This window comes from Neisseria sp. HMSC064E01, assembly GCF_001808875.1.
GTDB classification, from domain to species: domain Bacteria; phylum Pseudomonadota; class Gammaproteobacteria; order Burkholderiales; family Neisseriaceae; genus Neisseria; species Neisseria sicca_A.
In genome coordinates, this window is record NZ_KV794977.1 from 44,039 (window position 1) to 62,899 (window position 18,861).

The following is an 18,861-nucleotide window of genomic DNA, read 5'->3' on the forward strand; positions in this document are numbered from 1 at the left end:
TGTCCTGATTTAAATTTAATCCACTATAAAATTTAATGCCGATGCCAAATTAAAAGGTCGTCTGAAACTCGTTTTCAGACGACCTTTTGCTTAAATTAAGCCTTCCAGTTTTGGATTATCCTCTTTCGGAATCGGACGTTTATTGCCTTCACTGTCGATGGCGACATAAGTGAAGACAGCTTCCGTAACGAGTTGGCGATCCTCAGTAAGGTGGTCGTTCATCAATGTTTTTACCCAAACCTCGATTTTCAGTTGCAACGAAGTATTACCCACGCTCACGCAGCGGCCGTAGCAACAGACGACATTCCCCACTTTCACAGGACGGATGAAATTCATTTCCTGAACAGCTACGGTAACAATACGGCCTTGTGCGATTTCCGCCGCCAAAATACCGCCGCCCAGATCCATTTGAGACATAATCCAGCCGCCGAAAATATCTTGATTGGGATTGGTGTCGCGCGGCATGGCAACAGTGCGCAGCAGAAGCTCGCCTTGTGGTTTAGTATGTTGTTTTTCATTTTGCATCATGGGAAATATCCTTTTAGAGGTGCAGCTTTAGTGTGAAGTTGAGAAACTGATTGAAGCAGTTGGGGTGATTGCCTGCGATAACAAGGTCGTCTGAAAACTTCAATACCGTTTTCAGACGACCTCAAACCGATATTCTGAGATAAGGCTATTTCTAACGTTCTGCCAATTTCAAATAAACACCGGCAACGTCCTGTTCTCCATAACCTGCTGTTACTGCTTGGCGGTAGTTCTCAGCAACGGTTTCGACGGCGGGCAACGACTTACCGATCTGCTCCAGCTCTTTGACAGCCAGATTAAGGTCTTTGGAAGCGTGTTTGAGTGCGAAGGCAGGTGGGAATTCACGGTTTGCCCACAGCGATTTTTTGGTTTGGAACATGGGCGAATCCATGGCGGAATTACCGATGGCTTCGATGATGGTACCCGTATCGACACCAAACTGTTGGGCCATCAGCATAGCCTCGCTGTATGCTTCGCCGAAAATTCCTAACAGTGAGTTGAGCACGAGTTTTGCGCCCGAACCTTTCCCCACCCCGCCAAAATGGAAAGTTTGCTTGCCGACAATGGAAAACACTTTTTGCAGAGGCGTTAACACACTTTCTTCTCCGCCGAACAGAATCAGCAGCGTACCGTTGGTAGCAGGACCGACCGAACCGGAAACAGGTGCTTCTGCAAACTGTCCGCCCGCAGCTTCGACCAATTCTTTAACGGCAAGATTTTCAGACGGAGCAATAGTGCTCATGTTGACAATGATTTTGCCCGCAATCTCTTTTCGAACTTCCTCACTTAAAATATCGCTCACAGCCGCAAAATCCGAAACCATGAGAAAAATAACGGGATAAGCGCGGATAAGCTCGACGGTGCTTGCGTACACTTTCGCACCTTTATCCGCAAGGTCAGCGATTTTATCGGGCGAGCGGTTGTAAACACCGACTTCAATACCGGCATTCAAAAGCCGCGTTACCATCGGATTGCCCATTTGGCCTAAACCTATCCAGCCGATTTGCGTGTATTCGTTTGTTGACATTGAATTTGCTCCTTTGTTTGTATCGCCGTGCAATCATATAGGTTTACAGGTCGTCTGAAAAGTTTTTCAGAGGGTTGGATAAAGTATTTATAGTGGATTAAATTTAAATCAGGACAAGGCAACGAAGCCGCAGACAGTACAGATAGTACGGCAAGGCGAGGCAGCGCCGTACTGGTTTAAAGTTAATCCACTATATATTGATATGAACGAAATCGCCTTTCATTTGTTGAGGCATATGCGGCTGTTTTTCATATTCACGCTACCGATTAACCACGCTTAATACAAAAAGGTCGTCTGAAAACCCGAAATATCGTTTTCAGACGACCTTTTACAATCAAACCATTATGCGAACGGATGATGCAAAACAATGGTTTCTTCGCGGTCGGGACCGGTGGAGACGATGGCTACCGGCGCACCGCAGACTTCTTCGATACGTTTCAAATATGCTTTGGCGTTTGCAGGCAATGCGTCGTAGCTTTTCACGCTGAAAGTCGATTCACTCCAGCCGGGCATGGTTTCATAAATCGGTTTGCAGGTTTCTACCGCATCGGAACCGCAAGGCAGGATGTCGGTTTTACTGCCGTCGGGCAATTCGTAGCCGACGCAGATATTGATGGTTTCAATGCCGTCCATCACGTCCAGTTTGGTGATACACATACCGGAAATACCGTTGACTTGGATGGAGCGTTTCAACGCGGCGGCATCAAACCAACCGCAACGGCGTGCGCGGCCGGTTACGGAGCCGAATTCGTGTCCGCGTTCTGCCAAACCTGCACCTACTTCGTCAAACAATTCAGTCGGGAACGGACCTGAGCCGACGCGCGTGGTATAGGCTTTGACGATACCCAAAACATAATCCAGCATTTGCGGACCTACGCCCGCGCCTGCAGAAGCGGCTCCTGCCAAGCAGTTGGACGAGGTAACGAAGGGGTAAGTGCCGTAGTCGATGTCCAACAGCGTGCCTTGTGCGCCTTCAAACAGCAGTTTTTCGCCGTTTTTGTTTTTCTCGTTCAACACGCGGGATACGTCGGTAATCATCGGCGTAATGAGCGGAGCGACTTTTTCGATAACCGCCATCACGTCTTCCGCTTTCACTGGCTCGGCATTGTGCAGATGTTGCAGTTGAACATTGTAATAGGCAAGGACGGCATCCAGTTTTTCACGCAGTTTTTCAGGATGCAGCAAATCGACGACGCGGATGGCGCGGCGTGCCACTTTGTCTTCGTAGGCTGGACCGATGCCGCGACCGGTCGTGCCGATTTTGCCTTTGCCGCGCGATGCTTCGCGGGCTTGGTCAAGCGCGATGTGGTAAGGCAGGATCAGCGGGCAGGTCGGCGCGATTTTCAGACGACCTTCAACGTTTTTCACGCCTGCTGCGTTCAATTCGTCAATTTCGCCCAACAATGCTTCAGGGGAAACTACAACGCCGGAGCCGATAAAGCAATCCAGGTTTTCATGCAGGATGCCGCTCGGAATCAGGCGCAAAATGGTTTTCTTGCCGCCGACGACCAAAGTGTGTCCAGCATTGTGTCCACCTTGGAAACGCACAACACCGCTGGTTTCTTCCGCCAGCCAGTCAACGATTTTACCTTTGCCTTCATCGCCCCACTGGGCGCCGATTACTACAACATTTTTAGCCATAGCCATATAACCTATTAATATTAAAAAATTATTGTGAATCAACTTCAAACCAAGACGGCTTTTCGCCCTACCCTGATTTGCCTTTAATCCGCTATGAATGGGTATTTAAAGTTTCTCAACCTGCCAAACGCCGTCCGACTTTTTCAGACGACCTGTAATCTCTTCCGAAGCGTTGTGTCCGATACCGTAATCAATCACGACACACTGCCCTTGTTCACGCAAGGCTTCGACTGCTTCGCGTGCCGCTTCGGCATCGTCCGCATCGACCAACACGACGGGCTGCCGCTCAATGGCGGGCAAACGTCCGATAAAGCTGCGCAAGTCGAAACTGAATCCCGTCGCAGGACGTGCGCGGCCGAAATATTCGCCCAATCCGTCATAACGCCCGCCCCGAGCGACCGCGTCATGGAAATTGGAGCCGTATGCCGCATACAGCAAGCCTGTGTGGTAATTGTCGACGCGCAGTTCGGACAAATCGATATGGACTTTCTGATTCGGGAATGCGTCGCACACTGCCTGCAATTCGTCCAAGGCGCTGCCGACCACAGACAAATCCGGCAATCGTTCGCGTGCGGCGGACAACACTTCCCGTCCGCCATACAGACGCGGCAGCAGCGAGAATGCTTTTGCCCACATACCGTCCAGCTTCCAAGCCTTGACCTGCGCTTCGACCGCCTCGGTATCTTTATCCTGCATCAAAGCAAGCAGCGTTTTGGACTGCTCCGCATTTAAATGCGCCGCATCGGACAAAGCGCGGAATACGCCGATATGACCCAGCGACAGCAAAACCTCGCCCATATCGGCAATCTTCATGCTCTTGAGCATCAAGTCAATCAGTTCGATATCCGCTCTGATGTCGGCGAAACCATACATCTCCGCCCCTGCTTGCAAAGGTTCGCGCATATTGAGCAAACCCTCCGGCCGTGCGTGCAACACAGGGCCTGCGTAACACAATCGGTTAATCCCTTGATTGGCAGACAAAAGATGCGCATCGATACGCGCCACTTGAGGCGTAATATCGGCGCGGATGCCCAACTGCCGACCGCTCAGCTGATCGACCACCAAAATGGTTTTCAAAGACAAACCCGCGTCAATGTGCGTCAGCAGGGAATGGCTGTATTCCATCAGCGGAGGCTGTACCAGCTCGTAACCGTGCACTCGGAACAAAGTCAACAACTGCTCTCGCGCGCTTTCCAACTGTCGGGCGTTGGTCGGCAACACATCGGCAACATGTTCGGGAAGCTGCCAAGATTGCATGGGAATCTACCTTCTATCTGTTTTTGCAAACGCAAAGGGCTGCTTGAATTTAAAACCAGACGGACACACAGCCCGCTTCTCGAAATACGCCGCGCAAATGATGCAGCGTTTCCAATAAATCTGATTTTAAATTCAAACAGCCCCTGAATGACGGCTTTAAACCGCCGAGTTATTAAAAGCAAACTTTACCATACAAAACAGTTTTGTGCAGCCTGTTTTCATACACGACAACCCGAGACTTTGGCGTAAATCAGGTTTTGTGTGCGAGAAATGATAAGTTTAGGAAGCGTATCTGACAATCGGGGATTTCAAAGTAAAGACACTGTTTGCACTATCCCCAACATATCATCAATCCCATATTCGATTTAGCTTAAAGGTCGTCTGAAAACCTATTTCAGACGACCTTTAAAGTCTCTCCACCAAAATCATCGTATTTCTTTGGCTGCTTCCTGCTCCGCTTTATAACGGCGCAGATAGGCAAGCGCGGCGGCTTTTTCTTCTTCGTTGCCATATTTGACATCGCGTTGGGCACGGCGCAATTCGGCGCGCTCTTTGGCTTCTTCGATTTGTCGGTTTTTGAAAGCTTCACGGTTGTCGGAAGCAACCAGTTTGTCTTGTTGGGATTGGGCTTTCGCCATGGCTTTGGCAATCAAATCCATGGGATTAAAGGCAGGTTTGGCGGCAGCTTGGGTTTCGGCTTGAATTTGCGCTTGCTTGGCTTTAACGGCGGCTTCGCGCTCGGCAAGCATAGCTTTACGTTCCGCCTCGTCGCGCGCTTTGCGCTCGGTGTGCCAATCAAAACGGTTTTGCGCGTGTTCGGCGGCAGCGAAACGTGCTTCGGAAGAACGGCTTAGGCTACGCGCAACAGGAAGGTAGTCGTGTTCGGAAGGTATCATGTCGATACAATCCACCGGACAAGGCGGGAGGCAGAGTCCGCAGCCTGTGCATTCGTCGCTGATGACGGTGTGCATGAACTTGCTTGCGCCCATAATCGCATCGACGGGGCAAGCGCGGATGCAGGCGGTACAGCCGATACAGGCAGCTTCGTCTATCAAGGCGACGGCTTTGGGCTGGATTTTGACAGGCGCGACGCGCGGCTTACCCAATAAGGCGGCAATGTCCACCATCACCGCTTCCCCGCCGGGTGCGCACAAATTAACAGGCGCATCCTCGTGCAGCAAAGCTTGTGCATAAGGCAGGCAGCCTTGATAGCCGCATTCTCGGCACTGGGTTTGCGGCAGCAGGCGGTTGATGGCTTGAAGGTCGGTCGGCATGGCGGATAGAGTCAAAATCGAAAGCGTGTATTTTATCGGGAAACGGAATGCAGGGAAACAAAAGACCAAATTAAGGAAGGTCGTCTGAAAACCCAAACTGAGTTTTCAGACGACCTTTTATATTTTCTGACTACTTGTCCTGCCTAATCAGAATTTATGTGCCAAGCCGAAAGAAACAGCTTTTTGTTCAACAGAACCTGTTTGAGTCGGCGTCAGGCGGGTTTTGCTGCCCAGTTTCATATAGCCGGCATGAGCAAGCATGGAAGTGCGTTTGCTGAATTTGTATTTGGCACCAACTACTACTTGGTCGAATTTATCAACAAGTTTTTCACCACTGTTCACACCTTTTGCCGCCCAACCGTGAGCATAGCTGAGCTGCGGGGTCAAGTTACCGAAGGTATAGCCTACGGTAACGGCTGCATCTACAACCTTAACAGCTTCTTCTTTACCTGAATCTTTGGTGATGTCCACACCTTTGTAGGTATTGAAATCATCGGTAAAGTGGGACAGATATTTGTTCGCGCTTTCATGGCCTTTGGCGTATTGCGCACCCACACCGACAAACAGGTTGTCTTTGTCGTAATAGCTTTCAATCTTAGCGATTTGGGCAGCTTTGACTTTGCCGTTGTTGTCAGTGTACGCGCCTTTATAATGACCGTAGCCCAGTTTGGTGGCAAACCCGTTGTTTTCGTAGATCAAACCGGCAGTATATTGCTCTTTGCTCGGTTTTTCGTGTACGTATTTATCGTCCGGATTGCGGTTGTCGCGCGGAGCGTAGGAGGCGTTGAACTTGAATCCGCCGAACGAAGGGCTGTCATAACGCAAAGAGGTCGTACGTACGCCGGTGCGGGTGTTGATACCCAAACCCATGGCGTCGGTTTTATACATCCACGGATCGATAGTATCCATTTCGTTGAGCATATTGTCGATGTTACCGGCGCGAACTTTACCGAACTTGCCTTCCAAACCGATGAAGGAATTGCGGTTGCCGAAACGTTGGCTGTTGGATTCGCCTAAAATAGAGGTACGCTGCTCAACCTGCCAAATGACTTTGAGGTCGTCTGAAAGTTTCTCGTTGCCTTTGAAGCCGATGCGCGAAGTATTGTCGTTGATGCGGGTAGCGGTCGCGCTTTTTTCAGTACCTTCACTGCCTTTGATTTTCACTTGTCCTGCGGTGATGCTGCTTTTCACTTGTCCATAAAGAACAACTTCGGCAGACGCTGCAAAAGGTAGGGCTGCTGCGGTTAAAGTAATCAATATTTTCTTCATGAGTCCTCCTTAAATTTAAAAATTGAGTAAAAGTACCAGACTCCATCATAATGATTTTAGGGTTATTAGACAACTCTTTTTATCTTGAGAAAAATTATTATTTATTTCAAATAAAATATGCATTTCAGCAACCCGATATCGGGGCAATCCTTAACATTCATCTGTTCTACAATTTTGCTGATTCAAACTTCGTTTTTCCTCCGTTTGAAAATGGAAATATAAAGTGAGTGCAACTTTTTTCAGACGACCTTTTTGGGTCGTCTGAATATTTTTTTGTTTATGAAGAAAACCATAGCTGAAAACAACGAAAAAAAGAAGAAATTTTCCTGTCTAACCTATTGCGCCGACAGGGATTTTGCCGTTTAATGCGAACCTGCTGAATCAAGGGCCTGAGGCATATGCCGGCCGCCCCCACAGTTAACCTTTTGCATGTGGACAGTTCGTATAAACCGCTGCCACCGCTGCAATGTTTTCCTCTTTCGCAAAAGGACTGTATCCATGAAAAAAACTTCAATGGCGGCGGCACTCATCGGCCTCGTCTTGACTGCATGCAGCGGCGGACAACAAACCGCCGCAGAATCTTCCGCCCCCTCTTCCCATACTTCGTCCGACAAACTCAATATCTACAACTGGTCGGACTACGTCGATCCCGCCACGCTCAACGCGTTTGAAAAAAATACGCGTATCAACGTCCGCTACGACTACTACGACAGCAACGAAGCCCTAGAAGCCAAGCTTTTGACCGGCAAATCCGGTTACGACCTGGTTGCCCCGTCTATTGCCAATGTCGGACGCCAAATCAAAGCCGGTGCGTATCAAAAAATCGACAAAAGCCAAATCCCGAACTACGCCAACATCGATGCCGACCTGCTTGCCATGATGGCAAAAGTCGATCCTGGCAACCAATACGCCGTACCATATTTTTGGGGCATCAACACGCTCGCCATCAACAAAAAACTGGTTCAAAAAGCCTTGGGAACGGAGCAGTTACCCGAAAACGAATGGGATTTGGTGTTCAATCCCGAATACACCAAAAAGCTGAAATCCTGCGGCATCAGCTATTTTGACAGCGCCATCGAACAAATCCCGCTCGCGCTGCATTATTTGGGCAAAGACCCGAATACCGAAAACCCCGACGACATCAAAGCCGCCGTCAATATGATGAAAAAAGTGCGCCCCGACATCAAACGCTTCACTTCGTCAGGCTATATTGACGATATGGCAGCGGGTAACCTTTGCGTTTCAGTCGGTTATGGCGGCGATTTGAACATCGCCAAAACACGCGCGCAAGAAGCGAAGAACGGCGTCGAAATCGAAGTTTTAGCACCAAAAAGCGGCGTCGGCATCTGGGTGGATTCCCTGATGATTCCGCGCGATGCCCAAAACACCGCCAATGCGCATAAATACATCAACCACACGCTCGATCCCGAAGTTGCGGCGCAAAACGGCAATTTCGTTACCTACGCCCCTGCCAGCCGCCCTGCACGCGCATTGATGGACGAGAAATATACCGGCGATGCGTCTATTTTCCCAACCAAGGAATTGATGGATAAAAGTTTCATCGTATCGCCCAAATCAACAGATGCCAGCCGCCTGAGCGTCCGTCTGTGGCAATCGCTGAAAGCAGGCAAATAGCAGTTTAATGCGTTGGAACACTAAAGGTCGTCTGAAAATCAAATTTGGTTTTCAGACGACCTTTTTTACTGCTATTGAACGAATTTAAAGATTACTCAATAAACCGCAACTTGAAGATATAGTGGATTAAATTTAAATCAGGACAAGGCGACGAAGCCGCAGATAGTACAGATAGAGACCTTTGCAAAATTCCCCAAAATCCAGATAGTACGGAAAGGCGAGGCAGCGCCGTACTGGTTTAAAGTTAATCCACTATATCAAGCAAATCAGTATTCCTTCATCTGCTTATACTACAGATTACCACCTTATATCGAAAACATATCAATACGCCACAAAACCAAGATTTATTTAATTACTCAATTTTCTATTCCATGAGCAACAAAATTAGCGCTATCTTCATATAATCACAAAGTATTACTTACCGCCAAAACCAGGTTTTAAGATTTGTAAATTTGATATAAGTCAAACTATCGCGTTTTGTAGATTCATATAATATTAATGTTTAGAGTATCGAATAATCGGGGATAGTCATGTCCTGCCTTAAAACGAAACGCACATCCGGCATCTTGAATACGATGCTGTCGATGTTTGCCGTATTTGTCCTACTGTTTTCGACACTGCCCGCCTATGCCGAGCGTTTGCCGGAATTCCTGTCAAAAATCCAGCCTTCGGAAATTTTTCCGGGTGCAGACCGCTATGGCAAGCCTGAAGGCAAACCTATGGTTGCCCGTGTTTATAAGGGCGACGAGCAGTTGGGCTTGGTGTATATCACAACGGACGTGGTCAACACGCGCGGTTATTCGAGCAAACCGATTGATACGATGGTGGCTTTGGCAAACGACGGAACAGTCGCCGGTGCGAAGCTGGTCGATCACCATGAGCCGATTATGCTTATCGGTATCCCGCAGTCGCGCGTGGATAAATTCATCGATAAATATATCGGTTTGAATTTCATTAAGAATCCGCCTACTCCGGGCATTGCCCCCGGGGACATCATCAGCGGCGCGACCGTTACGTTGATGGTAATTAACGACAGCATCCAGCGTTCGTTCAAAGTGGTTGCCGGCAAATATGGTTTGGGTACCGACAAAGCCGTTCAGACGACCTCCGCCAATGCTGCGGATACGCAACAGGCTGCCGAACCTGCAACTCAAACCCGCCCTCGCCGCGCTGTCAATCCTGACAAACAGGACATCCAATCTTGGAATGCCCTTCTGGAACAAAAAGCCATCGGTCATCTGCATATTTCAGTGGATGAAATCAACAAGCTGTTTGAAAAAGGCGGCAAAGCCGGTGTTGCCGACCACGCCGAACAAGGCGCAGGCGACGATACCTTTATCGATTTGTACACTGCCGTAGTCAGCCAACCCTCCATCGGTAAAAGCCTGCTGGGCGAACAAGGATGGAAAAACCTGCAAAGCCGTCTGCAACCCGGTCAACAGGCTGTCTTAGTGGCAGGTGAAGGTCGCTATTCTTGGAAAGGTTCGGGTTATGTCCGCGGCGGTATTTTCGACCGTATCGAGATGATTCAGGGCGAAAACAGCTTCCGCTTTACCGACGCAGAACACGAACGCTTGGTCAGCCTGGCTGCCGAAGGTGCGCCCCACTTTAAAGAAGTATCGTGGTTTACCATTCCTGCCAATGTGGAATTCGACGCTGCCGAACCTTGGCGTTTGCAGCTGATGGTTCAACGCGTATTGAGCGTAAACGACAAAGCGTTCGTAACCGCTGACTTGGATTACGAACTGCCAAAAGGTTATTATGTTGATGACCCGAAAGCACCGCCCGTTGAAATCAGCGCACCGGTTGAACCTGCCGCCGCAGCCGATGCTGCCGATACTGGCAACGGCATTGCCGACCAAGCCAGTGCCGACGACGGCGCATCCAACCAACTTTGGAAACAAGTGTGGAAAGCGAAACAGGGTCAAATCATCGTAGTCAGTATCGCATTGACCATCCTGCTTTTGGTATTCCTGTTCCAAGACTGGATTGTCCGTTACGAAAAATGGTACGACCGTTTCCGTCTGGCATTCCTGACATTTACCTTGGTTTATATCGGCTGGTACGCCCAGGCTCAACTGTCGGTCGTGAATACGCTGACGTTGTTCTCCGCCGTCTTAACCGAATTCCGTTGGGACTTCTTCCTGATGGATCCGATTGTGTTCATCCTGTGGCTGTTTACCGCCGCCACCATGCTGTTGTGGAACCGCGGTACATTCTGCGGCTGGCTCTGCCCCTTCGGTTCGCTGCAAGAGTTGACCAACCGCATCGCCAAAAAATTGGGCGTGAAACAAATTATCGTGCCGCACCTGCTGCACACACGCCTGACCGCGATTAAATATGTGATTTTCTTCGGCCTATTGGCGATTTCGCTGTATGATTTGGGCACTGCTGAAAAATTTGCCGAAGTAGAACCCTTTAAAACAGCGATTATTTTGAAATTCGTCCGCGAATGGTGGTTTGTCGCGTTTGCCGTTGCCCTCTTGGTTGCCGGCTTGTTCATCGAACGCTTCTTCTGCCGCTATCTGTGCCCGTTGGGCGCAGGCATCGCCCTACCAGGCCGCTTCCGCGTATTCGACTGGCTGCGCCGCTACAAAATGTGTGGCAACCCTTGCCAAATCTGTACGCACGAATGCCCCGTTCAGGCGATTGCACCGGAAGGCGACATTCATCCGAACGAATGTATCCAGTGTCTGCACTGCCAAGTCATGTATCACCATAACACACGTTGTCCGCAAGTTGTGGCAACCAACAAGAAAAAACAAAAACAGGCGGCGGCGAAAGCCGAACCCGAAACCGCATCTGCAAAACAGCAGCCTACCGAACAGGTTGTGCAGTTTGTGAAAAAATAAACCGCCCTACGGCCGGCAAATAATCTTAACCCCTAAAGAACTCTGAAAAAATGCCGCGCCACCCGTAACCATACTTATAAACATAAATTCGTTTTTTTGATCGGCAGGTCGTCTGAAAACGCCGGCTGCCGAATTTTATCCAAGGAGTATTGTATGTCAGACGAAAAATTAGAACAAAACGGTTTAAGCCGTCGTTCATTCTTAGGTACTGCCGCCGCTTCCGGCGCAGGTATTGCCGGCGCCGGTCTGTTGGGATTGGCAGGCTGCTCCAAAGAGGGTGGCGACAAAGCTGCTGCTTCAGGTGCTGCTTCAGGTGCCGCACCTGCATCCAAAGCCGAAGCCCAAGCCCCTGCCGAACCGGGTAAACAGACTTCCGAAGTCGGTCCGGGCGAGCTTGACCAATATTACGGCTTGCTCTCCGGCGGTCAGTCAGGCGAAATGCGCTTGATCGGTGTGCCTTCCATGCGCGAACTGATGCGTATCCCTGTGTTCAACATGGACAGCGCGACCGGTTGGGGCCGTACCAACGAGAGCCTGCGTATTTTGAATGAAAAAAATACGCCGGAAACCAACAAATTCCTGAAAGATGCCGGTTTGCGCTGCCTTCCTAACGGCGACTTGCACCACCCGCACTTATCGTTTACCGACAAAACTTACGACGGTCGCTACGCGTATGCCAACGACAAAGCAAACAACCGTGTTTGCCGCGTCCGCTTGGACTTCATGAAAACCGACAAAATCACCGAAATCCCTAACGCTTCCGGTATTCACGGTCTGCGTCCGCAACGTTATCCGAAAACCGGCTATGTATTTGCCAACGGCGAACACATCGTACCGGTAAGCGGTGTGGGTACTTGGAACGATCCTAAAACTTGGAATGCCGTTTACACCGCAATCGACGGCGAAACCATGGACATCGCATGGCAAGTATTGGTGGACGGCAACTTGGACAACGGCGATGCCGACTACCAAGGCAAATACTCCTTCTCCACCTGCTACAACTCCGAACGCGCCCTGACCGTACAAGGTGCTTCTTCCAACGAGCAAGACTGGTGCGTAGTCTTCAATCTTGCTGCCATCGAAGAAGGCATCAAAAAAGGCGACTTCAAAGAAGTCAACGGCGTGAAAATGCTGGACGGCCGCGCAGAAGCCAATTCCCCTTACACCCGCTACATCCCCGTGCCGAACTCTCCGCACGGCTGTAACGCCTCCCCTGACGGCAAATACATCATGCTCAACGGCAAACTGTCTCCGACCGTTACCGTATTGGACGTCAGCAAACTGGACGATTTGTTCGCAGGCAAAATCAAAGAGCGCGACGTGGTTGTCGCCGAACCCCAACTGGGTCTCGGTCCTTTACACACCGCGTTTGACGGTCGCGGCAACGCCTACACCACGCTGTTTATTGACAGCCAAATGGTTAAATGGAACATCGACGACGCGATCAAAGCCTACAAAGGCGAGAAAATTGATCCGATCAAACAAAAACTCGACGTTCACTACCAACCGGGTCACAACCATACAACCATGGGTGAAACCAAAGACGCCGACGGTAAATGGCTGGTATCCTTGAACAAATTCTCCAAAGACCGCTTCCTCAACGCCGGCCCGCTGAAACCGGAATGCGACCAGTTGATCGACATTTCCGGCGACGAAATGCGTTTGGTTCACGACAACCCGACCTTTGCCGAGCCGCACGACTTATGTCTGTTTAACGCATCCTCCATCAACCCGAAAAAAACTTGGGACCGCAACGACCCATGGTTCTGGCAAGATGCTTTGGAACAAGCGAAAAAAGACGGGGTCGAGCTGGAGAAAACCTCCAAAGTCATCCGCGAAGGCAACAAAGTCCGCGTATACATGACCGCGATTGCGCCTGCATTCAGCATCCCGCAATTCGAAGTGAACCAAGGCGACGAAGTAACCGTATATGTCACCAACGTCGAGACCATCGAGGACTTGACCCACGGTTTCACTTTGGAAGGCTACGGCATCGCCATGGAAATCGGCCCGCAAGCTACCCAATCGGTAACCTTCAAAGCCCTCCGTCCGGGCGTACACTGGTACTACTGCCAATGGTTCTGTCACGCCCTGCACATGGAAATGTCCGGTCAAATGATCGTTAAACCCCGATAATCGGGTTTGACGGTTTATCATTGACTTAACGAAAAGGTCGTCTGAAAAAACTTTCAGGTTTTAGCGAAACCCGCTACCCTCGTTTTCAGACGACCTTTTATAGCAGAACCGTTTGGACGCAACAGACTGTTCCGCTATAAAACAAAAACACAGCCCTTACAGGCAGGCATCACCGTGCCGACGCACACCGCACGAATCAGAGGAACTCCATGCACACACCCCAATTCAAAACATGGCGACGCGCTGCCCTGACGTTTATGTTCGGCAGTATGATTCAGACGACCTTTGCAGCCACCATTGACGTTTCCCCGACCGACAACCTGCCCGAAGTCATCGCGCGCGCGCAAGCAGGCGATACGCTCAAACTCGCCTCCGGCACTTACAAAACCAAGTTGCTTATCGACAAACCCATCACCCTTGAAGGTCCTGCCGACCGCTCCGCCAAAATCGAAGGCGACCGCACCGGACGCACCATCTCCGTCACTGCCCCCGACGTTACCCTGCGTAATCTTACCGTTACCCGTTCCGGCATGAGCCTGCCTGCCATGGACGCCGGCATCTACCTCGAAGAAACCGCACCCCGCGCCCTGATCGAACACAACAACATCCTCGACAACTCGGTCGGCGTGTATATCCACGGCTCGGCAGAATCTATGGTGCGCGAGAACAAAATCGTCGGCGACGCCACTTTGCGCGTCAACGAACGCGGCAACGCCGTCACCGTCTGGAACGCCCCCGGCGCGCAAGTTATCGGCAACGACATTTCCAAAGGCCGCGACGGCATTTTCTCCAACACCAGTAAAAACAACACCTACAAAAACAACCGCTTCAGCGACCTGCGTTTCGCTGTCCACTACATGTACACCAACGACAGCGAAGTCAGCGACAACATTTCCGTTGGCAACAACATGGGCTACGTCTTGATGTTCTCCGACCGCCTCAAAGTACACGGCAACATCGCTGTCGGCAGCCGCGACCAAGGCATCATGCTCAACTACGTCAACTATTCCGAAATCAACGACAACATCATCAACAAAGCCGGCAAATGCGTTTTCGCCTACAATGCCAACTACAACAAAATCGTCGCCAACCATTTTGAAAACTGCGAAATCGGCATCCACTTCACCGCCGCCATCGAAGGCACCTCCCTTTCCGACAACGCCTTCATCAACAACGAAAGCCAAGTCAAATACGTCAGCACACGTTTTCTTGACTGGGGCGAAGGCGGACGCGGCAACTACTGGAGCGACAACAGCGCGTTCGACCTCGACGGTGACGGCTTCGGCGACAGCGCGTACCGTCCCAACGGCATCATCGACCAAATCGTCTGGCGCGCCCCCGTTTCCCGCCTCCTGATGAACAGCCCCGCCATCAGCATCGTCAAATGGGCACAGTCGCAATTCCCCGCCATCCTTCCCGGCGGCGTGATCGACAGCAAACCGCTCATGAAAGCGGGCAGCAACAAAACCACCACCAAATACGAGGCGATGAAAGAACAACTGTTGCAAGAAGCCAAAACCAATCAATCCAAATGGGGCGATGCCAAAAACGGCGCATTAAACTGAGCGGAACGCTGTGAACACCTCCCGCAAGGTCGTCTGAAAACTTTTCAGACGACCTGATCGACAAACCGCAGCAAAGCTTTGCTCCATCATTTCCGTATCCATGGAAATCCGCCGCAATTACGATGCAACCCGCGATGCAGGCAACAGTCAAAGACACCAACCCATAACAAACGTCGTCTGAAATCCCTCTCCCCTTTTTCAGACGACCCCATACAAAGAACGCCCTTTTCAGACGACCCCAACATCGTCTGAAACCCAATCCACACAAGGAAGCACTCATGAGCGCACACCATGTCGAATTGAGAAACGTAACCAAACGCTTCGGCGCACAAAAAGCCGTCAACCAAGTCGATTTAGTCTTGAAGGCAGGCGAAAGTGTCGGTCTTGCCGGACACAACGGCGCAGGCAAATCCACGCTCATCAAATTGATACTCGGGCTGATTACCCCGACCGAAGGCGAAGTCATGCTGCTGGGCGAGCGCACCGGCAGCAAAGCGGGCGCGCAGTTGCGCAGCCAAATCGGCTACCTGCCCGAAACCGTCGCCCTGCATCCTTCCCTAAGCGGCATCGAAACCCTCAATTTCTACGCCAAACTCAAAAAACAGCCGCTTACCAAAAACCACGAACTCCTCGAGCGCGTCGGCATTTCCCAAGCCGCCCGCCGCCGCGTCGGCACTTACTCCAAAGGTATGCGCCAACGCCTCGCCCTCGCCCAAGCCTTGCTCGGAGAACCCAAAGTATTGCTGTTTGACGAACCCACTACAGGCCTCGACCCCGCCTCGCGCCAAATGTTTTACGAAGTTGTGCGCGAACTCAACGGACGCGGTGCCACCGTCCTCCTCAGCACCCACGCCCTCGCCGAACTGGACGGCCACGCCGACCGCATCGTCGTCATGAAAAACGGCGTCAAAGTCGCCGACGGCAGCATGGACGAGTTGCACGTCCAAAGCGGACTCCCCCTCACCGTCAACATCCGCCTCAAAGCTCCGCGTCCCTTAAGCGGTCGCTGGCAGCCGCTTTCAGACGACCTCAGCTATCGGGCGCAATGTCAGGCTGAAGAACGCATGGCATTACTCAGCGAACTGGGCAACCTGTCCGACCTCGCCTATCTCGACATCCACACACCCACACTCGACGACATGTACGCACAATTCTTAAAAAGGGAAGACGTATGAACCCCATTTGGATTATCACCGGAAAAGAAGTCCGCGACAGCCTGCGCAACCGCTGGGTACTCGCCGCCTCCGTCCTACTCGCCGCCCTCGCCCTCTCATTGGGCTTCCTCGGCAGCTCGCCCACAGGCTCAGTTAAAGTCGATCCGCTGACCGTAACTGTCGTCAGCCTCTCCAGCCTGTCCATCTTCCTGATACCGCTCATCGCCATGCTCCTCTCCTACGATTCCCTCATCGGCGAAATCGAACGCGGCACCATGGCGCTGCTGTTGAGCTACCCCGTTTCCCGCAACCAAATCCTTGCCGGAAAATTCATCGGACACCTCATCATCCTCGCCCTTGCCACCACCGCAGGCTACGGAATCGCGGGCATCACGCTCCAACTCGCCAACGGCAGCTTCGACATCGCCGCATGGAAACCCTTTGCCCTGCTGATTGCCGCCAGCGTCATTTTGGGCGCCGCATTCCTGTCCATGGGCTACCTCATCAGTGCGAAAGTCAAAGAACGCGGCACCGCCGCCGGTATCGCCATCGGCGTTTGGCTGTTTTTCGTCGTCATCTTCGACATGGCGCTTTTGGGCATCCTCGTTGCCGATACCCAGCAAACAATTACCGCACCCGTCGTCGAAACCGTCCTCCTTTTCAACCCCACCGACATCTACCGCCTGCTCAACCTGACCGGTTATGAAAACACCGCCATGTACGCAGGCATGGCAGGTTTGAGCGAACAAATCAGCCTGACCATGCCCGTATTGCTGACCGCGCAGATATTATGGGTTATTATTCCCCTTATCTTGGCAGCAAGAATTTTTGGAAAGCGACAAATATGAAAAAGATTTTACCTGCACTCCTCGCCGCCCTGCTCCTGAGTGCCTGCACTAAAGAGGATGACACCCCGCCGCCTGAGCCTCAGCAAATCAGCGACCGCGCCGTGGGGCACTATTGCAGCATGAACCTGACCGAACACAACGGCCCCAAAGCCCAAATCTACCTCAACGGCAAACCCGACCGCCCCGTCTGGTTCTCCACCATCAAGCAGATGTTCGGCTACACCAAGCTGCCCGAAGAGCCTAAAGGCATCCACGTCATCTACGTTACCGACATGGGCAAAGTCAAAGACTGGAGCAAACCCAATGCCGACACCGCATGGATAGACGGCAAAAAAGCCTATTACGTCATCGAAAGCGGCTTCATCGGCGGCATGGGTGCGGAAGACGCCCTCCCCTTCGCCGACAAAGCCCAAGCAGAGAAATTTGCCAAAGAAAAAGGCGGCCGCGTCGTCAGCTTCGACGAAATGCCCGATTCCTATATCTTCAAATAATCCCTTCACATCAAAAAGGTCGTCTGAAAACCTTATCCATCAGGTTTTCAGACGACCTTTTTATATAGTGGATTAACTAAATCAGGACAAGGCGACGAAGCCGCAGACCAGATAGTACGGAACCATTCACTTGGGTGCTTCAGCACCTTAGAGAATCGTTCTCTTTGAGCTTAAGGCGAGGCAACGCCGTACTGGTTTAAAGTTAATCCACTATATCTGCGGCCTTATCAGGCGATTCAGTTCAAATCACAAAATCCATCGCCGTACCCTGCAAACTCTGGTCCATGTCCGCCGATGGGGTTTTGACCGAACGCCCCACCGGTTTGGCAGGCACGCCGACGACGGTGATTGACGACGGTACGTCCGTAACGACCACGCTGCCTGCGCCGATTTTGGAATTGTCGCCGATGCGGATGTTGCCCAATATCGAAGCGTTCGCGCCGATCATCACGCCGTCGCCGATTTTCGGATGGCGGTCGCCGCTTTCCTTACCCGAGCCGCCGAGCGTTACGCCGTGCAGGATGGAAATATTGTTGCCCAACACGGCAGTTTCGCCGGCGACGAAACCGGTGGCGTGGTCGAGCATCAGCCCATGACCGAAACGGGCGGCAGGGTGGATATCGACACCGAACACTTCCGACATACGATTTTGCAGGAAATACGCCAGCGTTTTGCGGCCGTTTTGATAGAGCCAGTGGTTGATGCGGTGCGCCTGAATGGCGTGGAAACCTTTGAAATACAGAAGCGGCAGCGAATATTCGTCGCACGCGGGGTCGCGTTCGTAAATGGCTTTTAAGTCTGCCTCGACGCAGTTGCTGATGCGCGCGTCGCTGCCCAATGCCTGCTGGTAAATTTCAAACAAGGCGCGCACGTCCATAATCGGGCTGCCGAGTTTGCTGGAAAGATGATAAGCGAGGACGGAATCGAGCGAATCGTGGCGCAACACGGTTTGGTGCAGGAAGCTCGCCAGCATCGGTTCGGCTGCGGCTGCGGCTGCGGTTTCTTCTCGGATGGTGTGCCAGAGGTTGAAATCGGTTGTGTTCAGGTGGTCTTTTTTCATATCGGAGGTTGTCTGAAAACAGGATGGTATCGGCGTATCTTACCTTTTATCAACGATTTGCGATAGCGCATTGCAGAATATGTTTATTACATCGACTTTTATAGTGGATTAAATTTAAATCAGGACA

At 51.4% G+C, this 18,861-nt stretch carries 14 protein-coding genes and 1 pseudogene; 8 read left to right on the forward strand and 7 right to left on the reverse strand.

The window, feature by feature from the left end; translation table 11 throughout:
• Positions 1-90 precede the first annotated feature (90 nt).
• Together yciA and HMPREF2572_RS12500 are read right to left on the reverse strand one after the other, a co-directional pair.
• Positions 91-528, reverse strand: a complete 438-nt coding sequence (gene yciA, locus HMPREF2572_RS12495; RefSeq protein WP_070498923.1) for an acyl-CoA thioester hydrolase YciA — start codon at positions 526-528, stop codon at positions 91-93.
• Between the two features lie 151 nt (positions 529-679).
• Complete coding sequence (locus HMPREF2572_RS12500; RefSeq protein ID WP_070498924.1) at positions 680-1,552, reverse strand: NAD(P)-dependent oxidoreductase; 873 nt, start codon at positions 1,550-1,552, stop codon at positions 680-682.
• Positions 1,553-1,634: 82 nt separating this feature from the next.
• Between HMPREF2572_RS12500 and HMPREF2572_RS14965 the strand changes: the two are divergent.
• Positions 1,635-1,751, forward strand: a pseudogene (locus HMPREF2572_RS14965) (IS5/IS1182 family transposase); the annotation flags it as partial.
• 143 nt (positions 1,752-1,894) lie between these two features.
• Here HMPREF2572_RS14965 and HMPREF2572_RS12505 read toward each other — a convergent pair.
• The 4 genes from HMPREF2572_RS12505 to HMPREF2572_RS12520 all read right to left on the reverse strand — a co-directional run bounded on the left by HMPREF2572_RS12505 (position 1,895) and on the right by HMPREF2572_RS12520 (position 6,993).
• Positions 1,895-3,193, reverse strand: coding sequence for an adenylosuccinate synthase (locus tag HMPREF2572_RS12505; RefSeq protein ID WP_070498925.1), 1,299 nt, complete (start codon positions 3,191-3,193; stop codon positions 1,895-1,897).
• 105 nt (positions 3,194-3,298) lie between these two features.
• Positions 3,299-4,450, reverse strand: a complete 1,152-nt coding sequence (locus HMPREF2572_RS12510; RefSeq protein WP_070498926.1) for an ATP phosphoribosyltransferase regulatory subunit — start codon at positions 4,448-4,450, stop codon at positions 3,299-3,301.
• A 425-nt stretch (positions 4,451-4,875) separates the two neighbouring features.
• Positions 4,876-5,724 carry an RnfABCDGE type electron transport complex subunit B gene (locus tag HMPREF2572_RS12515; protein WP_070498927.1) on the reverse strand — a complete coding sequence of 283 codons (849 nt, stop codon included), beginning with the start codon at positions 5,722-5,724 and terminating at the stop codon, positions 4,876-4,878.
• 147 nt (positions 5,725-5,871) lie between these two features.
• Positions 5,872-6,993 carry a porin gene (locus tag HMPREF2572_RS12520; RefSeq protein WP_070498928.1) on the reverse strand — a complete coding sequence of 374 codons (1,122 nt, stop codon included), beginning with the start codon at positions 6,991-6,993 and terminating at the stop codon, positions 5,872-5,874.
• Positions 6,994-7,491: 498 nt separating this feature from the next.
• On the opposite strand from HMPREF2572_RS12520, the gene HMPREF2572_RS12525 reads away from it, so the two are divergent.
• The 7 genes from HMPREF2572_RS12525 to HMPREF2572_RS12555 all read left to right on the forward strand — a co-directional run bounded on the left by HMPREF2572_RS12525 (position 7,492) and on the right by HMPREF2572_RS12555 (position 17,674).
• Positions 7,492-8,628, forward strand: a complete 1,137-nt coding sequence (locus HMPREF2572_RS12525) for a polyamine ABC transporter substrate-binding protein (protein ID WP_070498929.1) — start codon at positions 7,492-7,494, stop codon at positions 8,626-8,628.
• Positions 8,629-9,203: 575 nt separating this feature from the next.
• Positions 9,204-11,480: a NosR/NirI family protein gene (locus HMPREF2572_RS12530; protein WP_246827827.1), complete on the forward strand. Its 2,277-nt coding sequence runs from the start codon at positions 9,204-9,206 to the stop codon at positions 11,478-11,480.
• 153 nt (positions 11,481-11,633) lie between these two features.
• Positions 11,634-13,616, forward strand: a complete 1,983-nt coding sequence (gene nosZ / locus HMPREF2572_RS12535; protein ID WP_070498930.1) for a TAT-dependent nitrous-oxide reductase — start codon at positions 11,634-11,636, stop codon at positions 13,614-13,616.
• A gap of 209 nt (positions 13,617-13,825) precedes the next feature.
• Positions 13,826-15,181: a nitrous oxide reductase family maturation protein NosD gene (locus tag HMPREF2572_RS12540; protein WP_070498931.1), complete on the forward strand. Its 1,356-nt coding sequence runs from the start codon at positions 13,826-13,828 to the stop codon at positions 15,179-15,181.
• Positions 15,182-15,459: 278 nt separating this feature from the next.
• Complete coding sequence (locus tag HMPREF2572_RS12545) at positions 15,460-16,356, forward strand: ABC transporter ATP-binding protein (protein WP_039855300.1); 897 nt, start codon at positions 15,460-15,462, stop codon at positions 16,354-16,356.
• On the forward strand, positions 16,353-17,183 hold the full coding sequence (locus tag HMPREF2572_RS12550) for an ABC transporter permease (protein ID WP_070498932.1): 831 nt from the start codon (positions 16,353-16,355) through the stop codon (positions 17,181-17,183). The genes HMPREF2572_RS12545 and HMPREF2572_RS12550 overlap by 4 nt, the downstream gene beginning before the upstream one ends.
• A complete protein-coding gene (locus HMPREF2572_RS12555) occupies positions 17,180-17,674 on the forward strand; it encodes a nitrous oxide reductase accessory protein NosL (RefSeq protein WP_070498933.1) in 495 nt (164 codons plus the stop codon). Before HMPREF2572_RS12550 ends, HMPREF2572_RS12555 begins: the two co-directional genes overlap by 4 nt.
• A 241-nt stretch (positions 17,675-17,915) precedes the next feature.
• Here the strand turns inward: HMPREF2572_RS12555 and cysE are convergent, their stop codons facing one another.
• Entirely contained in the window at positions 17,916-18,734 is an 819-nt protein-coding gene (cysE, locus tag HMPREF2572_RS12560; RefSeq protein ID WP_070498934.1) for a serine O-acetyltransferase, read from the reverse strand.
• Between the last annotated feature and the right edge of the window lie 127 nt (positions 18,735-18,861).